Here is a 20,504-nt window from a genome sequence, read left to right as displayed (position 1 = left end):
GTCTCTCCCGGCGGGCGGTCCGCCCGCCCGGGCGATGACCGCCCCGCGTGTCCGGCGGGGTTCACATGCCCCAGCGCAGACCCGCCGTACGCACCGGCGCGTCCCACAGCCGCAGCAGTTCCTCGTCGATCTCGCACAGGGTCACCGAGGCGCCGGCCATGTCGAGCGAGGTCACGTAGTTGCCGACGAGCGTGCGGGCCACGGCGACCCCGCGCGCGGTCAGCACCCGCTGCACCTCGGCGTTGAACCCGTACAGCTCCAGCAGCGGCGTCGCGCCCATCCCGTTGACCAGGACCAGCACGGGATTGCGCGGGTTCAGATCCTCCAGCACGGCTTCCACGGCGAAGTCGGCGATCTCGCCCGAGGTCATCATCCGCCGCCGCTCCCGGCCCGGTTCGCCGTGGATACCGACGCCCAGCTCCAGCTCGCCCGGCGGCAGATCGAAGGTGGGGCTGCCCTTCGCCGGGGTGGTGCAGGCGCCGAGTGCGACGCCGAAGCTGCGGGAACTGTCGTTGACCTGCTGGGCGATGGAGCGCACCTGCTCCAACGGGCGCCCCTCCTCCGCTGCGGCACCGGCGATCTTCTCCACGAACAGGGTGCCGCCCGTACCGCGCCGGCCGGCCGTGTAGAGGCTGTCGGTGACGGCGACGTCGTCGTTGACGAGGACCTTCGCGACCTGGATGCCCTCGTCCTCGGCGAGTTCGGCCGCCATGTCGAAGTTGAGGACGTCGCCGGTGTAGTTCTTCACCACGAACAGGACGCCCGCCCCGCTGTCCACGGCAGCTGCGGCCCGCACCATCTGGTCGGGGACGGGAGACGTGAACACCTCACCCGGGCAGGCTGCCGACAGCATCCCCGGCCCCACGAACCCGCCGTGCAGCGGCTCGTGCCCGGACCCGCCACCGGAGACGAGGGCCACTTTCCCGGCAACGGGCGCGTCCCGCCGTACGATCACCCGGTTCTCCACGTCGACGGTCAGCTCGGGATGGGCGGCTGCCATGCCCCGCAGCGCGTCCGCGACCACGGTCTCCGGAACGTTGATCAACATCTTCATGGGTACCTCCTGGTGAGACTGGCAGATGGGCGCCCGTAGGACGTGTGACATCTGGTGCACTACTCACGGAAGTATCGACCTTGGGGCAGCGAAGGTCACGCGCGCGTCGGGGGTGTGGTGGGCGGTCGATACTCTCCCGACCATGACCCTGACAAGTGCGCGCCCCGCACGTCGGTTCGGCCATGTGATCGTGACCGGCGGGTCGAGCGGCATCGGGCTGGCCACGGCCCGGCTCCTCGCGGAGCGGGGCGCCCGGATATCACTGATCGCAAGGGCACGGGCACGCGAGCGCTGGCACGGTTCGGTGGCGTGCTGCTGCTGCCGCTGCTCAACCGGGAGTTCGACCGCAGGGCCAGGGCGGTCGGCAGGGCGAGGAAACGGGCCTGAGGCGAGCGTCCGGACCGGGGTGTCCCGGGGCGCGATACCGGGGGTGCCGTATCGGCCGAGGTCTTACGGAGCTGTGACGACATGGGCGTGGGGCTGCCGTGCGGTGCGTCCCTGCTCCTAGCGTTCCGGTCATGCGAGTACTGGTCACCGGCGGAGCCGGGTTCATCGGGAGTCATGTCGTCGAGGCGCTGACCGCGCGGGGGCACGAGGCGGTCGTGTTCGACCTGCGTGACGGCCCGGACGTGCGCGACGCCGAGGCGGTCACCGCCGTACTGCCGGGTGTGGACGCCGTCTGCCATCAGGCCGCGATGGTGGGACTCGGGAAGGACTTCGGTGACGCGGCCGAGTACGTGTCGCACAACGACCTCGGTACAGCCGTGCTGCTCTCCGCCATGGCCGGCGCGGGGGTGCGGCACCTCGTGCTGGCCGGGTCGATGGTCGTGTACGGCGAGGGCTCGTACACCTGTGAGCGGCACGGAGCCGTACGACCCGGACCCCGGACCGTGACCGATCTGGACGCGGGGCGGTTCGAGCCACGGTGCCCGCGGTGCGAGGAAGGCCTGACACCGGGAACGGTCGGCGAGGACGCTCCGGTCGATCCCCGCAACGTGTACGCGACGACCAAGCTGACCCAGGAGCATCTGGCGGCGGCGTGGGCCCGGTCGACCGGCGGCACCGCGGTTTCGCTGCGCTACCACAACGTGTACGGGCCGGGCATGCCCCGCGACACCCCGTACGCCGGGGTCGCGTCCTTCTTCCGGTCCGCGCTCGCCCGGGGCGAGGCTCCGCGCGTCTTCGAGGACGGCGGGCAGCGGCGGGACTTCGTGCATGTGCGTGACGTGGCCGCGGCCAACGTGGCGGCGCTGGAGGCCGAGGCCCGGGCCGGGGCGCTGGTCGCGTACAACACCGGCAGCGGGGAGCCCCACACGGTGGGGGAGATGGCACAGGCGCTGGCCTCCGCGTACGGCGGGCCCGAGCCCGTGGTGACCGGGGAGTACCGGCTGGGGGACGTGCGCCACATCACGGCTGACTCGTCCCGCCTGCGGGCCGAGCTGGACTGGAAGGCCGAGGTCGCGTTCGCGGAGGGCATGCGGGAATTCGCGAGGGCAAAGCTGCGTGGGGAGTAGTGCCCGTCTCGCCTCGCGCGCCCCGCTCCCGAACCGACGTCCGCGTTTCGTAAGGAGCGCGAGTCCGCTATCTGCCTTTTGTCTTCGTAGGGTGAAAGTCGTGATGACCCCTCCTGAATCAGCATCAGCAGCAGAGCCGGAAGCGGTGACGGCCGCGGCGCCTGTCGACGTTGTCCTCCCCTGCCTGAACGAGGTCGAGGCCCTGCCCTGGGTGCTCGCCCGCATCCCGCCCACCTGGCGCGCGCTGGTGGTGGACAACGGATCCACGGACGGCTCGCCGGAGGTGGCCCGTGCCCTCGGCGCGACCGTCGTGCACGAGCCCCGACGTGGCTTCGGCGCCGCCTGCCACGCCGGGCTGACCGCGGCCACCGCGGACATCGTGTGCTTCTGCGACTGCGACGCCTCACTCGATCCGTCCCTGCTCGAACCCTTCGTGCGCGAGGTGAGCGAGGGTGAGGCCGACCTCGTGCTCGGGCGGCGCAGGCCGCAGGGCCGAGGCGCCTGGCCCGCGCATGCCCGGATGGGCAACCTCGTGCTCGCACGGATGCTGCGTCGTCGCACCGGGCTGCGCCTGCACGACCTCGGCCCGCTCCGCGCCGCCCGCCGCGAACAACTGCTCGACCTCGCGCTCACGGACCGCCGCAGCGGTTACCCGCTGCAGATGGTCGTCCGCGCCGCCGACTCCGGCTGGCGCGTCGTCGAGCACGACGTGCCGTACCTGCCGCGCACCGGTGCCTCCAAGGTCACCGGCACCTGGCGTGGCACCTGGCAGGCGGTACGGGACATGGGCCGGGTCCTGTCCGAACCACCGGCGCCCCGGGACGGTACCGCCGCCGGCTCGCTCTCCGTACTCCCTGGAGGAACCGCTCAGTGACCACACTTCTCGTCATCGCCAAGGAACCGAGGCCAGGCCGGGTCAAGACCCGGCTCACCCCGCCGTTCACGCCCCGGGAAGCGGCGGCGCTCGCCGAGGCGGCGCTCGTGGACACCCTTTGGACGGTGGCGGCCACCCCCGCCCGGCGTCGTGTGCTGGTGCTCGACGGCGCTCCGGGGCCCTGGCTGCCGCCCGGCTTCGACGTCGTCCCGCAGTGCGCGGGAGGTCTGGACGAGCGGCTGGCCGCCGCCTTCGCCGGCTGTGACGGACCCGCGCTGCTCATCGGCATGGACACCCCCCAGGTGACGCCCGCTCTGCTCACCGTGGACTTCGCCGACTGTGACGCGTATTTCGGCCCGGCCGAGGACGGCGGATTCTGGGCGTTGGGTCTCGCCCACCCCGACCCCGAGCTGTTGCGCGGTGTGCCGATGTCGACGCCCACGACGGGTGCCGCGCAGTATGAGCGGCTCGTCGGGGCGGGCCTGCGCGTGCGCGTGCTGCCGTGCCTACGGGACGTGGACACCGCCCACGACGCGACGGCGGTCGCCGCCTCGGCCCCCGGAAGCCGGTTCGCCGCTGAGCTCGGGCGTCTCGGAGCGGTCGCCGGTCGATGAGCACCGCACACGACATCACCTCGCCGAGGACGACCGGCTCGGACCGATCCACGTCCGTCGCGTCCCCCGGCCTTCCGCGTCCCTGGGCTGCCGACCCGTACTCCGAGGCCCTGGCCAACGGTGGCGGGCCGCTCTTCCTGCGTCGCGCCGACGGCTGGCTGCTGCCGCTGGAAGTGGAACGCTGGTGCGACGGGGCCGACGCGGCGGACATGAACGTCCTGGAGCACTGTGAAGGGGCCGTGCTCGATGTGGGATGCGGGCCTGGGCGGCTGGTCGCCGAACTCGCGTCCCGGGGCCTGCCCGCGCTCGGCATCGACGTCAGCGAAGCAGCCGTAGCCCGCACCGTGCGGCTCGGCGGCCAGGCGCTGCAACGCTCCGTCTTCGAACCGCTCCCCGCCGAAGGGCGCTGGGACACCGTCCTTCTCATCGACGGCAACATCGGCATCGGCGGCGACCCGAGCGCCCTCCTGCGGCGGATGTCCCAACTCCTCCGTCAGGGTGGCCTCCTGATCACCGAGACCGTCCCCGACAGTGAGGTCGACGAACGCGTCACCGTCCACGTCGTCCGCCTCCCCGCCGACGCTCACGGGTCCGCCGGCCCGCCCTTCCCCTGGGCCCGCCTCGGCACCCCGGCGCTGCTCCGGCTCGCGACGCACGCCGGCTGGAGCCCGGCGGGTCAGTGGACGACCGGCGGCCGGTCCTTCGTCGTCCTGCGCAACCGCGCCGACCGCAGCACGAGGGCCACCGCCGAGCCGCCGAACAGCACCGCCGTGATCAGCAGCCAGCGGGCCAGGAACCCGTCGCCCGACAGGGTGGTGGCGGATCGGTAGCGGTCCGCCACCTGCCCGCTGATCAGCGGAAACCAGATCAGCAGCAGAAGGCCGGAGAACGCCGCCGGGACCCGCACGAAGGCAGTCCACTCCCGGCGGCCGAGCCCGCCCAGCGCCCGGGTGACGATCCGGTCCGCGCCTGCGTACAGGGGCACCAGCACCAGGTCGTGCACCAGCGCCGCGCCCACGAACCACAGCGCGACCGAGAACCAGTCGTCCGCGAACAGCCGCACACCCGCATACCCGGCCAGCGCGAACGAACAGGCGAGAAGCAGGAGTTGGAAGGGGCTCCCCACGTATGGACTCCCCACGTACCGGCTCCCCAGGTACGGGCGTGCCGGAAGCCGTCGCATCACAGGTCGTCGCATCACAGGTCTCCGAACGTCATCCGTGCCACCCACTTGGTGTTGAGCACCCCGGGCGCCGCGGGGACGATGATCCGCGCCGGGTAGCCGTGGTCCGGGGTCAGGGGCGCGCCGTTGACGAAGAGGGCCAGCAGGGCACGCGGGTCGCGCACCTGGTTGTCGCGCAGGGCGGCCCGGCGGAACGCCCCGTGCCGCTGGAGCGATTCGACCAGTACGTCGGGCGGCGCGTCGCTCTCGTAGCCGACGAGCGCCGCCAGATCCCGTAGGCGTACGCCCCGCCACGACTGGTCGGACGTCGACCAGCCCTCCACGCAGGCGATGGGCAACGCGGCGCTGTGCAAAGGGAGTTGCAACAGTTCTGGTCGGCTCAGCCGGACCGTCCGTCCGGGCCCCTCGATGACCAGGCGCCATGCCTCGTCACTCGTCTCCGTCGTGCTGATCCCACGTGACGCGGCCGTCTTGTTGATCTGGAAGCCGCCGGGGCCCGAACCCGGCTCGGGGCCACCGTGCGGCGCGAGCAGAGCCGTTTCCCGCAGTGGCCCGTCGAAGCTCCGGCCCGCCGTCGTGACCAGCAGGAGCAGGGAACCGCCGCCGACGAATCCGAGGGCGCCGCGACGGGAGAAGGTGGGCGGGGCCGGGGTCGGGGAGACGAGTTCGCTCTCCTCGTCGCGCAGGTGGCGCAGATTGCGCAGCGCCGCCGGCACCCGCAGCACCGCATGCGCCACGAACGCGGCGAAGAACACCCAGGCCCCGTAGAAGTGCAACGGATAGAAGGACCCGGGGAAGAGGTAGTCCAGCTGGACGTTCAGCATGCCTGTGGTGAACTCGAACAGCGCGCCCCCGACCAGCAGGAGCAGCGAGATCCGCTCCAGCGCGTGTGCGAGCGACCGCACGGGCGGGAGGGTGAACAGCCGGGGCAGGACCGACCACAGTTTCGCCAGCAGTACGGGGATCAGCGCGATGCCGAGGGTGACGTGGACGCCTTGGGTGAGCCGGTAGAGCCAGGGCGGGTCGGTCGGCCAGGCGAAGAGGTAGAAGCCCAGCAGGCCCTTGTCCGGGGTCTTGTCGTTCACTGGCGACAGACCCGGGTTGTAGGCGGCGTACGACACCAGGCCCGTCACGAAGAGCACCGTGATCCCGGCGAGCAGCACGATGCCGAGCACGGACGTGAACCAGGGGCCGCGCAGCGGACTGCGCCAGAAACCGGGGGAGGTGGGGAGGAGTTGGTCGGGCATGGTCCGACCGTAGGCCGGGACGGGCGGGGTGCAGGGCCCGCGACTCATGACGAAACGCTGACGTCCTGGCTCGCCGGAGCCCTGTCCGGCCCTCCCCGGCCTAGCGTGCCGGTGTGAACCGCGATCATCTCCGCGACCTGTTCGCGGCCCTGGCCGCAGCGCTGCTCGTCACGACGGCCGCTGTGATCGGCACCGCCATCGAGCACCGTCACGGCACCCTTCATGTCAGCTGGCCGCCCCTGTACGGCCACTGGGAGCCGCACGTCGGTCCCGGCACCCCCGCCGCGATCGTCGTCGCCGTCACCGTCGTGGCGTACGGGCCGCTCCTCGCCGCCCGGCTGCCCTGGCGCGCGCTGCTGGTCACCGCTTGCGGCACCGCCACGGCGTGGACGTTCTCGCTCGCCCTGGTCGACGGATGGCAGCGCGGCATCGCCCGGCGGCTGACAACCAAGTACGAGTACCTCCAGGTCATCGACCCCGTCAACCGATTCCACGACATTCCCGCCGCCCTGCGGGATTTCACCAACCACATCCTGTACCACTCACCCGACGCCTGGCCCGCGCACATCGCCGGACATCCCCCCGCGGCCACCCTCACCTTCGTCCTCCTCGACCGGATCGGACTGGGCGGCGGGGCCTGGGCCGGCGTCTGGTGCATCACCGTCGGGGCGACAGCGGCGGTGGCGGTCCTCGTTACCGTACGAGTCCTGGCTGGTGAGTCGCTCGCCCGCCGTGCCGCGCCCTTCCTGGTCCTGGCCCCGGCCGCAGTGTGGATGGGCACCTCCGCGGACGGGTACTTCGCGGCGGTCGCCGCCTGGGCCGTCGCGTTCCTCGCCCTCGCCGTCACGGGACACCGGCCCCGGTCGACAGGTCTCGCCTCCGGGCTCCTCTTCGGCCTCACCATGTATCTCTCGTACGGGCTGACACTGTTCGCGGTGATCGCCGGCGGCGCCCTGCTGCTGGGCTCCCGACGCCTGCGCCCCCTGCCCTACGTCCTCGCCGGATTCGTCGTCGTCCCGGCCGCGTTCACGTTCGCGGGCTTCAACTGGTGGGAGGCGTACCACCTGCTGGTCACCCGCTACTACCAAGGGGCCGGCGGTATCCGCCCGTACGGCTACTGGGTGTGGGCGAACCTCGCGTGCACGGTCCTGCTGGTGGGTCCGGCGACGGTCGCGGGCCTGCGGCGGGCCGGCGCGGCTCCGGTCCGCCAGGGCCTCCGCGGTCGCCTGCGCACGATCGCCGACGCCCCCGAGCCCCGGCTCGCCCTGCTTGTGTTCGCCGCCCTGCTCGCCCTGCTCACCGCCGACCTCTCGGGCATGAGCAAGGCGGAGACAGAGCGCATCTGGCTGCCGTTCGCCCTGTGGCTGCTCCCGGCCTGCGCGTTCCTGACCCGGCCCCGCGCCTGGCTCACCGCACAGGCCGCTCTCGCCCTGCTCCTCAACCACCTGCTGCTGACGGGGTGGTGACGACGGACGACAGGGCTCCCCTTCGAGCCGCCACGGACGGACAGCGGTGCCAGGTTCTTACGAAACGCGGACGGCCGGGTTGGCCGTGCCGCACCGAAGTGAGGCTGGTGGGAAGCTGGGGTTCATGCAGCAGCCGCATGAATCCGCAGGTTCCGAGCTTGCTCCCCGTGGGCGGGGAGGCGCGATGCGCGTCCTCGTCGTGGACGACGACCCAACGGTCGCCGAGGTCGTCTCCGGCTATCTCGACCGAGCCGGGTACGACGTGGAACGAGCCGGTGACGGGCCCTCCGCACTTGTGCGGGCCGCCGCGAACCGGCCTGACCTGGTGGTGCTCGACCTGATGCTGCCCGGCATGGACGGACTGGAGGTGTGCCGCCGGATCCGGGCCCGTGGACCCGTGCCGGTCATCATGCTCACCGCCCGCGGCGACGAGGGCGACCGGATCCTGGGCCTCGAAGTGGGCGCCGACGACTATGTCACCAAGCCCTTCAGCCCCCGGGAGCTGGTGCTGCGGGTCGAGTCGGTACTGCGCCGGACCCGGCCCGCCGCGGCGACCCACCCGGTGCACGGGGCAGGCATCACCGTCGACCCGGCCGCCCGCCGCGCCACCAAGAACGGCGTCGAACTCAGTCTCACGCTCCGCGAGTTCGACCTCCTCGTCTTCCTCCTGCGCAACCACGGCCGCGCCTACAGCCGCGAAGAACTGATGCGTGAGGTGTGGGGCTGGGACTTCGGCGACCTGTCCACCGTCACCGTCCATGTACGCCGGCTGCGGGGCAAGGTGGAGGACGACCCGGCCAGGCCGCAGCTCATCCAGACGGTATGGGGAGTGGGCTACCGCTTCGATACCACGCCGTTCGAGGAGGCAGTGTGACCATGCGCGATTTCCTGCTGATCGCCCTGTTCGCCTTTCTCGGCGCCGTCGCGGCCGGGCTGCTCGGGGCCTGTGTGCTGTGGCTGATCCGGCGACGCTCGTTGACCACGTCCCTCGCCGTGGTCGCGGCCGTGGCCGTGACGGCCATGCTCGCGGGCACGCTGGCCGTGGCTAGGGCGATGTTCCTGTCCCGGCACGATCTGACCGTCGTCACCATGGTCGTCGCGATGGCGGCGGTCGTCTCCCTGGTCGTCGCGCTGCTGCTCGGCCGTTGGGTCGTCGCCGGCAGCAGGGCGCTCACCGCGGCCGCCCGTTCCTTCGGCGACGGCGGCCACTTCGCGGCTCCCGACGGCTCGATAAACGCCGAACTCGCCGCGCTGAGCCGGGAGTTGGCCAGCACCAGTGCGAAGCTCGCCACGTCCCGGGACCGTGAGCGCGCCCTGGAGACCTCGAGACGCGAGCTGGTCGCGTGGATCTCGCACGACCTGCGCACCCCACTCGCCGGGCTGCGCGCCATGTCCGAGGCCCTGGAGGACGGCGTCGCCGCCGAACCCGAGCGCTACCTCCGCCAGATGCGCACGGAGGTCGAACGCCTCAACGACATGGTGGGAGACCTCTTCGAGCTCTCCCGCATCCACGCCGGAGCACTCGCCCTGACTCCTTCGCGCATCTCCATGTACGACCTTGTCGGCGACGCCCTCGCGGGAGCGGACGCTCTCGCCCGGGAGCACGGTGTGTGGCTGATCGGCGATCGCATCGAACCGGTGCCGGTCGAGGTCGACGGCAAGGAGATGAGCAGGGTGCTGAGCAACCTGCTGGTCAACGCGATCCGCCGGACACCCTCGGACGGTACGGTCGCGGTCGCCGCCGAGCGTTCCCCCGACGGTGTCGTCGTGTCCGTCACCGACGGCTGCGGTGGCATCCCGGACGAAGACCTGCCGCGTGTCTTCGACACCGGCTGGCGCGGCACACATGCCCGCACCCCTCCGGCCGGGGCCGGCCTGGGTCTCGCCATCGTCCGCGGCATCGTCGAGGCACACCGCGGCCAGGCCGCCGTACGCAATGTGCCCGGTGGCTGTCGCTTCGAAGTGACTCTTCCCCTGGCCGAGGCCTGACCGAGGCCTGGCCGAGGACCCGTCACCTGTGGAAAGTACTGCCCGGCTGCTCCGATCAGCCGCAGTCGCTCCCGGAGTTGGCGCGGGAGACTGCCTGGCACATGACACGTTCGGCCACCGGTGCGTGGGGTCAGGTGCGAAGGGACGAACGCGAGGCAGGCGTGCCGACGGGTGCGGTCCTGCCCGTTCCCCCGATGAGCAGAGCGAAGCCCAGCGCGAATCCGAGCATCGTCCACACTCCGCGGGGCCAGAAGATGTGACTGTCCGTGAATGACCAGCCGGCCGCGAGGAGTACCACCGTGCCGGGGACAACCCGTGCGCCGTGCTTCGGGAAGAGCGCGACGGCAGTGGCCAGGACGGCGACGACAAGGGCGTACGCGCCGACCTGCCCGAGTGCCTCACCCATGTCGTAGAGCGGGTGCTTGATCACCCCAAGGTTCTCTGTCCCGGCGGAGTGTTCGACCGCGGTTCCGGCCGCGATGCCGGCCACCGCGTCGAGGCCCGTGTAGAAGGCCGCGTAGACGAAGGCACCCACCCAGGCCAGCACCGTGGCGACGCCCGCCAGGTCGCGGCGTGGTCGATGCCACAAGGGGACGAGGAGGCCGATCGTCAGTAGCGGGAAAATCGGCAACAGGATGACGTGCAGTTGTATCCAGTCCGCTGCTGTCGACCTGGAGAGACCGTGAGGGTGTGCGATACCCGCGGTGGCGAGAGCAAGGGGCGCGGCGGTGGCGAGGGCGATCTTTCGGAGGGTCGGCACGGTGCGATCGTAGGCACGTGACGACCCCCGGATCGGGGGCGAAAGCGGGGGCGTAAGGGGTTCGTAAGATGCTGCGCCGGACCGCCTGGGCACGCTGCCCCGAGGAGTCGGGCGCCGGATCCCCCGAGAGAGCGGGGCGCCGGTCCACCCGTCGCCGCTGTCGCGGCATCGGCCGACGCTCCCGCCCACCCACCCACCGCTACGCCCCCGGGTGCAGTCCGAGCACGCCGGGCGTCGGGTCGCCCTTGACCTCGCCGAAGTACAGGGCGAAGGTCTGCTTCCAGCGCTCGATCGCGGCGCGGTCCTCCATGAAGCGGGGGAAGCCGTCCACATGGGCGTCGGGGTACTCCCACATCGGCTTCAGACCCGCCGGGGGAGTGATGTCGGTGCGGACGGACCAGCCGTTGAAGGAGCCGTTCTGCATCTCCTTCGACAGCTGCCAGTTGATGAACAGCTTGGCGGCCGTGGAGTTCTTCGCCTGCTTGAGGATGGCCACGCGCTGGCCCCAGGCCATGAACGGATGTCCGGCGCCGATGGCGAACGTCACGGGAGATGTGCTGACCGCGGATCCCGCGGTGCCGACACCGATGACCTTCTGCCCGCCGAAGACGGCGTCGCCCGGGGTGTTGCTGCCGCGTGCGAACCGCACGTCCTGGGCGGCGAACTTGGCCACCCAGTCCCAGCCGTACTTCTGGGCGTACAGCGTGAAGAGGTAGAGGACCGCGTCGTCGTCGTGCGGGAAGGATGAGGCGATCTTGCCCTTCCACTTCGGGTCGACCAGATCGAGCGGGGTGAGCGGTGTCTGCGAACCGACCGCCGCCGTGTTGTACATGAAGCTGAAGGCGAGCGCGGTGGTGGCCACCCAGGCGCCCTGCGGGTCCTTGAACCTGTCGTAGACCTTGGAGAATCCGGCGGGCTTGTAGTGCAGCAGGCGGCCCTGTCCCTTCCAGCGGGTGAAGTCCTGGAGGGTCTGGAGCTGGACGAGGTCCGGGACGAGGGTGCCGGTGGCGAACTGGTTGTCGACGCGGACGTCCTGGTACTTGCTGTAGTCGACGATCAGTGTCAGGTCGATGTCCGGGAAGCGGGCCTTGAAGGACGCCTTGGTGAAGTCCTGCTGGGTGGGGGTGTCGCCGCCGGCGTAGACGACGAGCTTGCCGCCCTCCGCCAGAGCGGCCCGGTAGAGCTCGTCGAGGGTCCTGGTCTCCTCGCCCCGGGTGGTGCCACGGGAGGTGGCGGGGGAGGCGACGGCCTGGGTGGCGTTCGCGGCGACCGCGCCGACACCGAGGGCGGCGCCCGCTCCGGTGGCGAGGACATGTCGTCTGCTGAGGAAGCTGGACACGCTGAGGAAGCCTCTCTGACGGGGGGTGGCGTGGTGAAGCAACCCGGTACCTCGGAGATGAGCAGAGGTGTCGGGTGGCCTTCATCCTGCGCCGCCATCCCCCGATGGGCAACGTTTTCCACGGACGGAATCCCACATTCAATCGAACGATTGAATGCCCCGTGCAGCTCGGGCCGGCGCCCTACTCCGGTGGTCGGTCCGTGGTCCGGCGCGGCACCAGGGTGGGGGACAGGCGGACCTCGTCCGTGGGTTTCTGCCGGTCGGCGAGCCGTTCCAGGAGCAGGCGGGCGGCGTTCCCGCCGATCTTGTGGCCTGCCTGGTCGACGCTGGTCAGCGAGATCGGGCCGAGCGCGGCGAAGGTGGTGTTGTCGTAGCCGGCCACCGAGATGTCGCCGGGAACGGCGAGGCGCGCTTCGCTGATCGCCGCCAGCACGCCCATGGCCACGATGTCCGCGCCGGCGAACACGGCCGTGGGAACCCGGGGGCGGGCCAGCAGTTCCTGCGCGCCCCGGTAGCCGCCCTCCTGGGTGTAGCTGGTGGAGACCACGTCGATCCACTCCCCGAGCCCGAGCGACCGCATGGCCTGCCGGTATCCGTCGGCGCGGCGGGCGTTGGGCATTTCCACGAGGCGTGTCGGGTCGGTCTCGTGATGCTCGATGTGGGCGATGCGGCGATGCCCGAGGCCGGCCAGATGTCCGACGACCAGGGACGCGCCCTCGACATCGTCGTCGACCACCGTGTCGTACACCGGAGACGACCCGTGTCGGCCGACGACCACGGTCGGCACGGTGGAGGCGACCTGTTCGAGGTGGGTGCGGGGCGAGACGGGCGCGACCAGGATGAGGCCGTCCATGCCGCGGTCCAGCATCGCCTCGGTGACCCGCGCTTCTTCCTTCTCGCCGTTGCAGCCGGGGCCCAGAAGTACCTGGTACTCCGTGTCCCCCAGCCGGCCGGTGATGCCGTCGAGCACGTCGGGGAAGAAGGGATTCCGGATGTCGGGCAGCATCACGCCGATGGTGTACGTCTGCCCGCGGAGGCCTCTGGCTCCCGCGTGCGGCCGGTAGCCGAGCTCGTCCATCGCGCGGCGCACCTTCGCGCGCATCTCGGGGCTGGCGCCGTACGCGTTGCGCAGCACCTTGGACACCGCGGTGGTGGACACCTGGGCGTGGCGTGCGACATCGACGATGGTGACGCGACGGCGTCGTGCTGGCGGCTCCATTCGAGTCCTTTTCCCTGGGACGGCTGTCGCCGAGTCTACGGACGGGCCTGTGGCCCGGCGGACGCCTCGTGACGGCTACGCGGGGCCGCTGTGGTAACAATCGTGCAGCGTGCGCGGCATCTTGACGTCACGCGAGACGCTCTCTAGGGTCTGGCCACACCCGATGGGCAACGTTACCCATCGGGCTTACGGCGCCATCGACCCGGCGTCGGACCTCGCCGTCCCGCGCCGGGCGGCGACGGCCGCTCTCCATGCGCCCCGCTGGCCACGGCCTCTACCGGGCCACCGTATTGAATCGATTCAAGAAGGATTCGAGAAGGAATTCGAGAAGGGAGGTGTGCCGGTGACCACGGCCCCGCACGAGCAGCTTCCGGATCAGGCCCGGCTTCCGGACGCCGAACCGGTTTCACGCGTCCGGGGGCGGGCGCGAACCACTCCGCCCTGGTGGTTCGCGCTGCCCGCGGTGCTGCTGTTCGCCTTCGTCGTGCTGGTGCCGAGCGTTCGTGGTGTCTACTACGCCTTCACCGACTGGGACGGCCTGGATCCCCACTTCTCCTTCGTTGGCCTCGACAACTTCTCCGAACTGTTCCGCGATCCCGACGCGACGCAGGCCATCCGGCACACCCTGCTGATCGCCGTGTCGATCACGGTCATCCAGAACGCGCTGGGCCTGCTGCTCGCACTCGGGGTCAACTCGGCCCTCAAGTCCCGCAACCTGCTCAGGGTCCTGCTGTTCGCCCCGGCCGTGATCACCCCGATCGTCACCGCCTACCTCTGGCGCAACCTGCTCGGCCCCGACGGCGCGGTCAACAGCCTGCTCGGCGCGGTCGGTCTCGACAGGCTGCGGCAGGACTGGCTGGGCAGTCCGACGGTCGCCCTGTGGTCGGTCGTCGGAGTGATCGTCTGGCAGTTCGCGGGCTACTCGATGGTCATCTTCCTCGCAGGACTCCAGTCCGTGCCCAAGGAGGTCCACGAAGCCGCGTCCATCGACGGCGCGGGTCCTGTCCGGCGGTTCTGGTCGGTCACCCGGCCACTGCTCGCCCCGGCCCTCACCATCAACCTGATGCTGTCGATCATCGGCGGGATCAAACTCTTCGACCAGGTGTACGCGTTGACGGGCGGGGGGCCGGGGCACGCGACCGACACCCTCTCGACGCTGATCTACAAGGACGCCTTCACGCTGGGGGAGTTCGGCTACAGCATCGCGCTCGCGGTCGTCCTCACGATCATCGTGGCCGTGGTCTCGACCGGGCAGTACGCCGTGCTGTCCCGCAACGAGAGGGCCACGTCGTGAACCGCTACCGCGGACGCACGTTCGCGCTGGAACTGACGATGATCGCCATCGCGCTGGTCGTGGGCTTCCCGGTGTACGTCCTGGTCAACCTGGCCGTGCGATCGGCGTCGGACACCTCGTCGCCGATACGCCCGACCACCTCGCCCACGCTGCACAACTTCACCCAGGCCTGGCAACAGGGCGCGCTCGGCGGGGCGTTGCTCAACAGCGTGCTGGTGACGGCGTGCAGCGTCGCGATCGTGCTCGCCGTCTCCTCGCTCGCGGCGTTCCCACTGGCGCGTGCCACGGCCCGCTGGTCCCGGGGCACCTACCTGGGCTTCCTGCTGGGCCTCGTCCTGCCCTTCCAACTCGCCTCGCTTCCCCTCTACCAGACCATGCGCGACCTGGGCCTGCTCGGCACACCCTGGGCTCTGGTCCTCTTCTACTCCGGGCTGCAGGTGCCGTTCACCGTCTTCCTCTACGTCGGCTTCCTGCGCGCCCTGCCCCGCGACTTCGAGGACGCGGCACTGATCGACGGCTGCACACCGCTGCAGGGCTTCCGGTACGTGGTCCTGCCGATGCTCAAACCCATCACGGTCACCGCCCTGGTGCTCAACTCCGTGGCGGTGTGGAACGACTTCTTCACGCCGCTGCTGTACCTCAGCGGCAGCGCCCAGCAGACCATGCCGGTCGCGATCGCCGGCTTCGTCGGCCAGTACGTGACCGACTGGAACCTCATCTTCGCCGCACTGGTGATCAGCATCCTGCCCGTCCTGCTCGTCTACTTCGTGCTGCAGCGCAGCATCATCAACGGCTTCGCGGGAGGGCTGAAGGGATGACCCCCGACGCCCGACCGACCCTCACCCTCATGCCCGGTGGCTCTTCCCCGAGAAGGACATCATGAAGACACGCACACTCCCGCTCCTGATCGCCGCGGCGACCTCCATGGCTGTGCTGGCCGCGTGCAGTGGCGGCACCGAGGCCGGCTCCGGCGGCGACGGTTCGGGTGGCTCAAAAACCCTGACGCTCGCCTCCATCGACCAGGGCTCGGTCGAGGACGTCGTCAAGGCGTTCGAGAAGGCCAACCCGGGCGTCAAGGTCCGCTACACCACCAGCGGCGCCGACCAGTACCAGCAGCAGATCCGCACCCAGCTGTCCTCGGGCACCGCACCCGACGTGATGTCGGTCTGGCCCGGCAACGGCAACCCGGGTGCCACGTACGTCCTGGCCAAACCCGGCTATCTGCGCGACCTTTCGGACCGGCCCTGGGCGGCCAGGATGCCCGAGGCGATCAAGAGCGTCGCCCAGTACGAGGGGAAGACCTACACCGCGGTCTTCGGACAGAACGGTATCGGCGCCGTCTACAACGAGCAGGCCATGGCGAACGCAGGCCTCACCCCGCCGGACACCTGGACGAAGCTGCTCGACTTCTGCCGGGCGGCGAAGGCCAAGGGAACACCCGCCTTCGCGCTGGGCAACCAGGACAACTGGGTGACCCAGCTCGTCCAGTACGCACTGGTCGCCACGACCGTATACGGCGACGACCGTGACTTCGACAAGAAGATGCAGGCGGGACAGGCCACCTTCGCCAAGTCGCCATGGCTCACGGCCCTGGACAAGTACGTGACGATGGAGAAGACGGGCTGCTTCCAGAAGAACCCCCTGGGGACCAACTACGAGGCCAGCCAGGGCCTCGCCGCGACCGGCAGGACGCTCGGCATCATCCAGGGCAACTGGGTGATCGCCCTCCTGGAGGCGAAGAACCCGAAGGGCAAGTTCACGCTCCGGGCGCTGCCGGCCAACGACGACCCGTCGAAGACCCTCATACCGGCTGCGGCGGGCGCCGGTTACGGCGTCAACGCCAAGGCGAAGAACGAGGAACTCGCCCTGAAATTCGTGGACTTCGTGATGTCCCCCGAGGGCATGAACCTGTTCGTGAAGAAGCAGGGCGGCCTGCCCAGCCTGTCCGACACGGGCTTCGTAGCGAACCCGTCGCTGGCCGAGCTGTCCGAGTTCATCGGGGACGGCCGGACTGTGCCGTTCATGGACCAGCTCTGGCCCAATGCCAAGATCCAGCAGACGATGCTCAGCGGTCTCCAGGAGATCTTCAGCGACCAGTCCACCCCCAAGAAGCTTCTCGCCGAGATGGACGCCGACTACAAAGCCGGAAGCTGACATCACGCTGTCGGTCGACCGGAGGGCGGGCGCGACGACGTCCTGCGGGAGGTCCTCCAGGAGGACACCCGGCCGCGCCATGCCTATTTCACGGCACCCATCACTGCCGATCCCGCGAGCCTGATGGCCCTCTCTCCCCACGGGCGGCCGTACCCCCCCACACCGTCGGTTCGGGAAGGCACACGTTCACCGTGCGCGCGCCCTCGACCGACTCCCGTACAACCGAAAGAAGGACGACGACGTGAGCCAGGAAGCACGCAGTACGGACGGCGCCGACCGCGAGGCCGGTGCGGGGTCACCTCCCCGTGCGGACAGGACGGCAGTGCGTCGTCGCACCGTGCTCGCTGTGACAGCCGGCGCCGTGTCGCTGGGAGCCGGTGTCATCGGGGGTGGGACGAGCGCGGCTGCGCAGGCGTCCCGTGGTGAGGAGGCCGGCGCAGTGCTCGGACTGACAGTGGAACACCGCACGGAACCCCTGGGGGTCGACGCTCCCCGGCCGCGCTTCGGCTGGTGTATGCGGTCGGCGGCGCGCGGGCGGAGCCAGGGGGCGTACCGGATCCTCGTCGCGAGTTCCCCGGAGAAACTGAACGTCGCCCGGGCGGACCTCTGGAACAGCGGCCGGGTCCACACCTCCGATTCGGTGGCCGTCCGCTACGCGGGCAAGTCGCTGCGAGCGTCGACCCGCTATCACTGGACCGTCACCGTATGGGACGCCGAAGACCGGCTGGTGGGTACCGCATCTCCCTCGTTCTTCGAGACCGGCCTGATGAGCACCGACGGTGTCGGCGGATGGGAGGGCGCGCGGTGGATCGGGATGAAGGGCAAGACCCCCAACTCGCCCGGCGCGCCGATGCTGCGGAAGGAGGCAGCCCTCACGAGTGCTGGCCCCGGAACGCACCGCCCGCGCGTTCGTGAGGCGCGGCTGTACGTCTCGGCCCTCGGCGTGTACGACGCCTACGTCAACGGGCGACACGTGACCGTGCCGCAGGACGGCGGCACCACGGTCGAACTGCTGCCGCCGGGTTCGACGAACTACGACGCGCGGGTCAACTACATGACGTACGACGTCACCGACCTCGTGACGCGGGAGCCGGGCGTCACCCTCGCGGTCGTCCTGGGCAACGGCTGGTACAACGGCCGTATCTCCCAAGGCAGTACGTACTACTCGGCGGACGGCAACGCCCTCGCCGTCAAGGCGAAGCTGCTGATCCGGTACGCCGACGGGACCTCTCAGACGGTCGTCACCGCTCCGGGAGGCGACTGGAAGGCCACTGACGCGGGCCCCTACCGCGCCGACGACATCTACGACGGCCAGACCTACGACGCCCGCAAGGAGCTGCCGGGCTGGACGGCGCACGGATTCGACGACTCCGCCTGGTCGGACGTGGAACGAGTCGCCTTCGACGACAGGTTCCCGGACTCGCGCCTCCTCGCCTACCCGGGCGAGACGGCACGCTTCATGCACCGTTGGGACCGCCGACCGCAGTCGATCACCGTCGCCACCGGCGTGACCGGACAGGACGGCAGCCGTAACGGCCGGGGTCGGATCGTCGTGGACCCCGCGCGGACGGTGACCGACCCCGCCAAGGCGGACTCAGCCCCGGTCACGATCGGCGCGGGTGAGACCGTCGTCTTCGACCTCGGCCAGAACATGGTCGGTGTGGCCCGCTACAGCCTCCGCGGCCCCGCCGGAGCCAGGGCCGAGTTCAGGTTCGGCGAGATACTCAACGACGACAGCGCCGGAGCTGACGGCCCTGCGGGCTCCCTGTACCGGGCGAACCTCCGCAGCGCCAAGGCCACCAGCACGTATGTCCTGAAGGGTGACCGGCACGGCGAGACCCACCAGGACTCCCTGACCTTCTACGGCTTCCGCTACGTCTCCGTCACCGCGACGGGCACGATCACGATCACCGGCCTGACCGGCAAGGTCGCCACGTCCGCGATCCGTGAGACGGGCACCGTCACCACCAATGATCCCGACATCAACCAGCTGGCGAGCAACATCCGTTGGGGCCAGCGCGGCAACTACCTCTGGGTGCCCACCGACTGCCCCCAGCGCGACGAACGCCTCGGCTGGACCGGCGACACCCAGGTCTTCTCCGCGACCGGTCTGTACAACGTGGACGCCGGTGTCTTCCTCAGCCACTTCCAGGACACCGTCGTCGACTCCGCGCTCATCTACGGCATGGGCAAGGCGCAGTTCACCGGGGTCGCCCCGACGGGACGGTACAATTTCCCTGGTGGCGGCAGCGGTTGGGCGGACGCCGGGGTCATCGTGCCGTGGACCGTGTGGCAGATGACCGGCGACGCGACCGTCGTCGAGAACAACTGGCCCGCGATGACCCGCTACCTGGACTGGATCCAGCAGCAGACCGGCGACACCTACGCCGGGCAGGGGTCCCTCACCGGCGACTGGCTCGGGCCGCAGAAGACCAGCGCCCAGCTGATGAGCGACGTCTACTACGGCTACAGCACCCGGCTGATGGCACAGATGGCCCGCGCGACCAGCAGGACGGCGGAGGCGGCGGCGTACGACCGGCTCTTCGGACGCATAAGGCAGGCGTTCATCACCAAGTACCTGAGTACGGAGGGCGGCACGGTCACCGTCAGGTCCAGCCTCGGCGACGCCTCTCCGATCGAACCGGGCTCCGACCCCAACCAGAAGACGGAGGACAACAGCCAGACAGCGCTGCTCTGGGTCCTCAAGCTCGGCTTCTACGAGACGCAGGCCCAGCGGCGCACGCTCGTCGGCCATCTCGCCGACAACATAGGCAACGACGACGCCTACAAGGCCGCGCACCCCGGCAGCATCCGGGTCCGGTACGCCGAGAACACGCTGTCCGTCGGCTTCCTCGGCGTCAACGTCCTCGCTCCCGTCCTCAGCGACGAGGGCCGCGCCGACCTGGCGTACAAGCTGCTCCACCAGGACGCGCTGCCGTCCTGGCTGTTCTCGGTGAAGAACGGTGCCACCACGGTGTGGGAGCGCTGGAACTCGTACTCGAAGGAGGACGGGTTCGGGCCGGTCGGCATGAACTCCTTCAACCACTACGCCTACGGCGCGATCATGGAGTGGATGTACGCCTACATGGCCGGCATCGCCCGTGACCCGGAGAGCCCCGGGTTCAAGCACTTCCTGCTGCAACCCCACATCGATCCCACGGGCGGGATCAACCGGGTCTCGGGGAGGTACGAGTCGCCGTACGGGGAGATCCGGAGCGAGTGGCAGGTGACGGACGGCGGCAGGCGCCTGGTGTACGACGTGGTGGTGCCCGCGAACAGCGAGGCGACCCTGCGGCTTCCGGCGGTGTCGGCCGACTCGGTCCGCGAAGGACGTGCGCCACTGGCGGGTGCCGAGGGTGTGCGCTTCATCGGTTTCGGCGACGGGGTGTATGTCTGCCGGTTGGCGTCCGGCCGGTACCGGGTGAGCGCCCGGCTGCGCTGATGGGCTTGTGCTGACAGGACGGGGGAGAGACAACGTGTCTGCGGTGCCGGTCGGCGGCGCCGCAGACACGTCCGAGGCAGCAGACCACGAGCCACTGCTCGTTCGTGCCGGTGTTGCAGCTCGCCTGGTTCAGGGTGGCCCCGTTGGCCGTCGACCCTCCGGTGACCTGTATGCACAGGCCGCTGTTGACGGTTTTCCGTCGCGGCCGTTCATCGGGCCCCGGGCGTGGTGTGCTGCGATGTGCCTGTCGGCCGGCCTGTCGCGTCAGGCCTTTCGTGTAACGTGCCACAACGGGAACGTCCCATAGATCGAGGCGCATCGCCCGGAGCCGTCAAGCCATCTGCGAGTAACGTTC

At 70.2% G+C, this 20,504-nt stretch carries 18 protein-coding genes; 12 read left to right on the top strand and 6 right to left on the bottom strand.

Annotated features, from left to right (window positions below; all coding sequences use genetic code 11):
• Positions 1-61 precede the first annotated feature (61 nt).
• Complete coding sequence (gene dhaK / locus G3I56_RS13280) at positions 62-1,054, bottom strand: dihydroxyacetone kinase subunit DhaK (protein WP_164409124.1); 993 nt, start codon at positions 1,052-1,054, stop codon at positions 62-64.
• 25 nt (positions 1,055-1,079) lie between these two features.
• On the opposite strand from dhaK, the gene G3I56_RS44700 reads away from it, so the two are divergent.
• The 5 genes from G3I56_RS44700 to G3I56_RS13255 all read left to right on the top strand — a co-directional run bounded on the left by G3I56_RS44700 (position 1,080) and on the right by G3I56_RS13255 (position 4,886).
• Complete coding sequence (locus G3I56_RS44700; RefSeq protein ID WP_343239934.1) at positions 1,080-1,562, top strand: SDR family NAD(P)-dependent oxidoreductase; 483 nt, start codon at positions 1,080-1,082, stop codon at positions 1,560-1,562.
• Between the two features lie 10 nt (positions 1,563-1,572).
• Positions 1,573-2,568, top strand: a complete 996-nt coding sequence (locus tag G3I56_RS13270; RefSeq protein WP_164409122.1) for an NAD-dependent epimerase/dehydratase family protein — start codon at positions 1,573-1,575, stop codon at positions 2,566-2,568.
• A 103-nt stretch (positions 2,569-2,671) separates the two neighbouring features.
• Entirely contained in the window at positions 2,672-3,442 is a 771-nt protein-coding gene (locus tag G3I56_RS13265) for a glycosyltransferase family 2 protein (protein ID WP_164409175.1), read from the top strand.
• Positions 3,439-4,056, top strand: a complete 618-nt coding sequence (locus tag G3I56_RS13260; RefSeq protein WP_164409121.1) for a DUF2064 domain-containing protein — start codon at positions 3,439-3,441, stop codon at positions 4,054-4,056. The genes G3I56_RS13265 and G3I56_RS13260 overlap by 4 nt, the downstream gene beginning before the upstream one ends.
• Complete coding sequence (locus G3I56_RS13255) at positions 4,053-4,886, top strand: class I SAM-dependent methyltransferase (RefSeq protein ID WP_164409120.1); 834 nt, start codon at positions 4,053-4,055, stop codon at positions 4,884-4,886. Before G3I56_RS13260 ends, G3I56_RS13255 begins: the two co-directional genes overlap by 4 nt.
• Positions 4,887-5,253: 367 nt before the next feature.
• Here G3I56_RS13255 and G3I56_RS13250 read toward each other — a convergent pair whose 3' ends face one another.
• Positions 5,254-6,486: a molybdopterin-dependent oxidoreductase gene (locus G3I56_RS13250; RefSeq protein ID WP_164409119.1), complete on the bottom strand. Its 1,233-nt coding sequence runs from the start codon at positions 6,484-6,486 to the stop codon at positions 5,254-5,256.
• 113 nt (positions 6,487-6,599) lie between these two features.
• Here G3I56_RS13250 and G3I56_RS13245 point away from each other — a divergent pair, with 113 nt between their 5' ends.
• From G3I56_RS13245 to G3I56_RS13235, 3 genes are all read left to right on the top strand, one after another.
• A complete protein-coding gene (locus G3I56_RS13245; RefSeq protein WP_164409118.1) occupies positions 6,600-7,952 on the top strand; it encodes a hypothetical protein in 1,353 nt (450 codons plus the stop codon).
• Between the two features lie 184 nt (positions 7,953-8,136).
• Positions 8,137-8,826, top strand: a complete 690-nt coding sequence (locus tag G3I56_RS13240) for a response regulator transcription factor (protein ID WP_164409117.1) — start codon at positions 8,137-8,139, stop codon at positions 8,824-8,826.
• 2 nt (positions 8,827-8,828) lie between these two features.
• On the top strand, positions 8,829-9,941 hold the full coding sequence (locus G3I56_RS13235) for a HAMP domain-containing sensor histidine kinase (protein WP_164409174.1): 1,113 nt from the start codon (positions 8,829-8,831) through the stop codon (positions 9,939-9,941).
• Positions 9,942-10,071: 130 nt separating this feature from the next.
• Here the strand turns inward: G3I56_RS13235 and G3I56_RS13230 are convergent, their stop codons facing one another.
• From G3I56_RS13230 to G3I56_RS13220, 3 genes are all read right to left on the bottom strand, one after another.
• Entirely contained in the window at positions 10,072-10,701 is a 630-nt protein-coding gene (locus G3I56_RS13230) for a hypothetical protein (RefSeq protein WP_203689749.1), read from the bottom strand.
• Positions 10,702-10,900: 199 nt separating this feature from the next.
• Positions 10,901-12,040 (bottom strand): extracellular solute-binding protein, encoded by a 1,140-nt coding sequence (locus tag G3I56_RS13225; RefSeq protein ID WP_164409116.1) that lies wholly within the window; start codon positions 12,038-12,040, stop codon positions 10,901-10,903.
• Between the two features lie 181 nt (positions 12,041-12,221).
• Entirely contained in the window at positions 12,222-13,259 is a 1,038-nt protein-coding gene (locus tag G3I56_RS13220) for a LacI family DNA-binding transcriptional regulator (protein WP_164409115.1), read from the bottom strand.
• Positions 13,260-13,602: 343 nt separating this feature from the next.
• On the opposite strand from G3I56_RS13220, the gene G3I56_RS13215 reads away from it, so the two are divergent.
• From G3I56_RS13215 to G3I56_RS13200, 4 genes are all read left to right on the top strand, one after another.
• Positions 13,603-14,553, top strand: a complete 951-nt coding sequence (locus G3I56_RS13215) for a sugar ABC transporter permease (protein WP_164409114.1) — start codon at positions 13,603-13,605, stop codon at positions 14,551-14,553.
• Positions 14,550-15,371 (top strand): carbohydrate ABC transporter permease, encoded by an 822-nt coding sequence (locus G3I56_RS13210; RefSeq protein WP_164409113.1) that lies wholly within the window; start codon positions 14,550-14,552, stop codon positions 15,369-15,371. The genes G3I56_RS13215 and G3I56_RS13210 overlap by 4 nt, the downstream gene beginning before the upstream one ends.
• Positions 15,372-15,432: 61 nt before the next feature.
• Entirely contained in the window at positions 15,433-16,707 is a 1,275-nt protein-coding gene (locus tag G3I56_RS13205; protein WP_164409112.1) for an extracellular solute-binding protein, read from the top strand.
• 241 nt (positions 16,708-16,948) lie between these two features.
• A complete protein-coding gene (locus G3I56_RS13200) occupies positions 16,949-20,149 on the top strand; it encodes an alpha-L-rhamnosidase (protein ID WP_164409111.1) in 3,201 nt (1,066 codons plus the stop codon).
• Here the strand turns inward: G3I56_RS13200 and G3I56_RS13195 are convergent.
• Positions 20,073-20,468 (bottom strand): RICIN domain-containing protein, encoded by a 396-nt coding sequence (locus G3I56_RS13195; protein WP_239134848.1) that lies wholly within the window; start codon positions 20,466-20,468, stop codon positions 20,073-20,075. The two genes, G3I56_RS13200 and G3I56_RS13195, sit on opposite strands and share 77 nt — an antisense overlap.
• Positions 20,469-20,504 lie beyond the last annotated feature (36 nt).

This window comes from Streptomyces sp. SID12488 (assembly GCF_010548275.1).
Taxonomy (GTDB): domain Bacteria; phylum Actinomycetota; class Actinomycetes; order Streptomycetales; family Streptomycetaceae; genus Streptomyces.
This window is presented reverse-complemented; position numbering and strand designations above follow the sequence as displayed.

What these genes read in the sequence shown, in the direction of transcription:
- dhaK (WP_164409124.1), bottom strand. Translation starts at nt 1,054, where the DNA reads ATGAAGATGTTGATCAACGTTCCGGAGACCGTGGTCGCGGACGCGCTG.
- G3I56_RS44700 (WP_343239934.1), top strand. Translation starts at nt 1,080, where the DNA reads ATGGGCGCCCGTAGGACGTGTGACATCTGGTGCACTACTCACGGAAGT.
- G3I56_RS13270 (WP_164409122.1), top strand. Translation starts at nt 1,573, where the DNA reads ATGCGAGTACTGGTCACCGGCGGAGCCGGGTTCATCGGGAGTCATGTC.
- G3I56_RS13265 (WP_164409175.1), top strand. Translation starts at nt 2,672, where the DNA reads ATGACCCCTCCTGAATCAGCATCAGCAGCAGAGCCGGAAGCGGTGACG.
- G3I56_RS13255 (WP_164409120.1), top strand. Translation starts at nt 4,053, where the DNA reads ATGAGCACCGCACACGACATCACCTCGCCGAGGACGACCGGCTCGGAC.
- G3I56_RS13250 (WP_164409119.1), bottom strand. Translation starts at nt 6,486, where the DNA reads ATGCCCGACCAACTCCTCCCCACCTCCCCCGGTTTCTGGCGCAGTCCG.
- G3I56_RS13240 (WP_164409117.1), top strand. Translation starts at nt 8,137, where the DNA reads ATGCGCGTCCTCGTCGTGGACGACGACCCAACGGTCGCCGAGGTCGTC.
- G3I56_RS13235 (WP_164409174.1), top strand. Translation starts at nt 8,829, where the DNA reads ATGCGCGATTTCCTGCTGATCGCCCTGTTCGCCTTTCTCGGCGCCGTC.
- G3I56_RS13220 (WP_164409115.1), bottom strand. Translation starts at nt 13,259, where the DNA reads ATGGAGCCGCCAGCACGACGCCGTCGCGTCACCATCGTCGATGTCGCA.
- G3I56_RS13205 (WP_164409112.1), top strand. Translation starts at nt 15,433, where the DNA reads ATGAAGACACGCACACTCCCGCTCCTGATCGCCGCGGCGACCTCCATG.
- G3I56_RS13195 (WP_239134848.1), bottom strand. Translation starts at nt 20,468, where the DNA reads ATGCGCCTCGATCTATGGGACGTTCCCGTTGTGGCACGTTACACGAAA.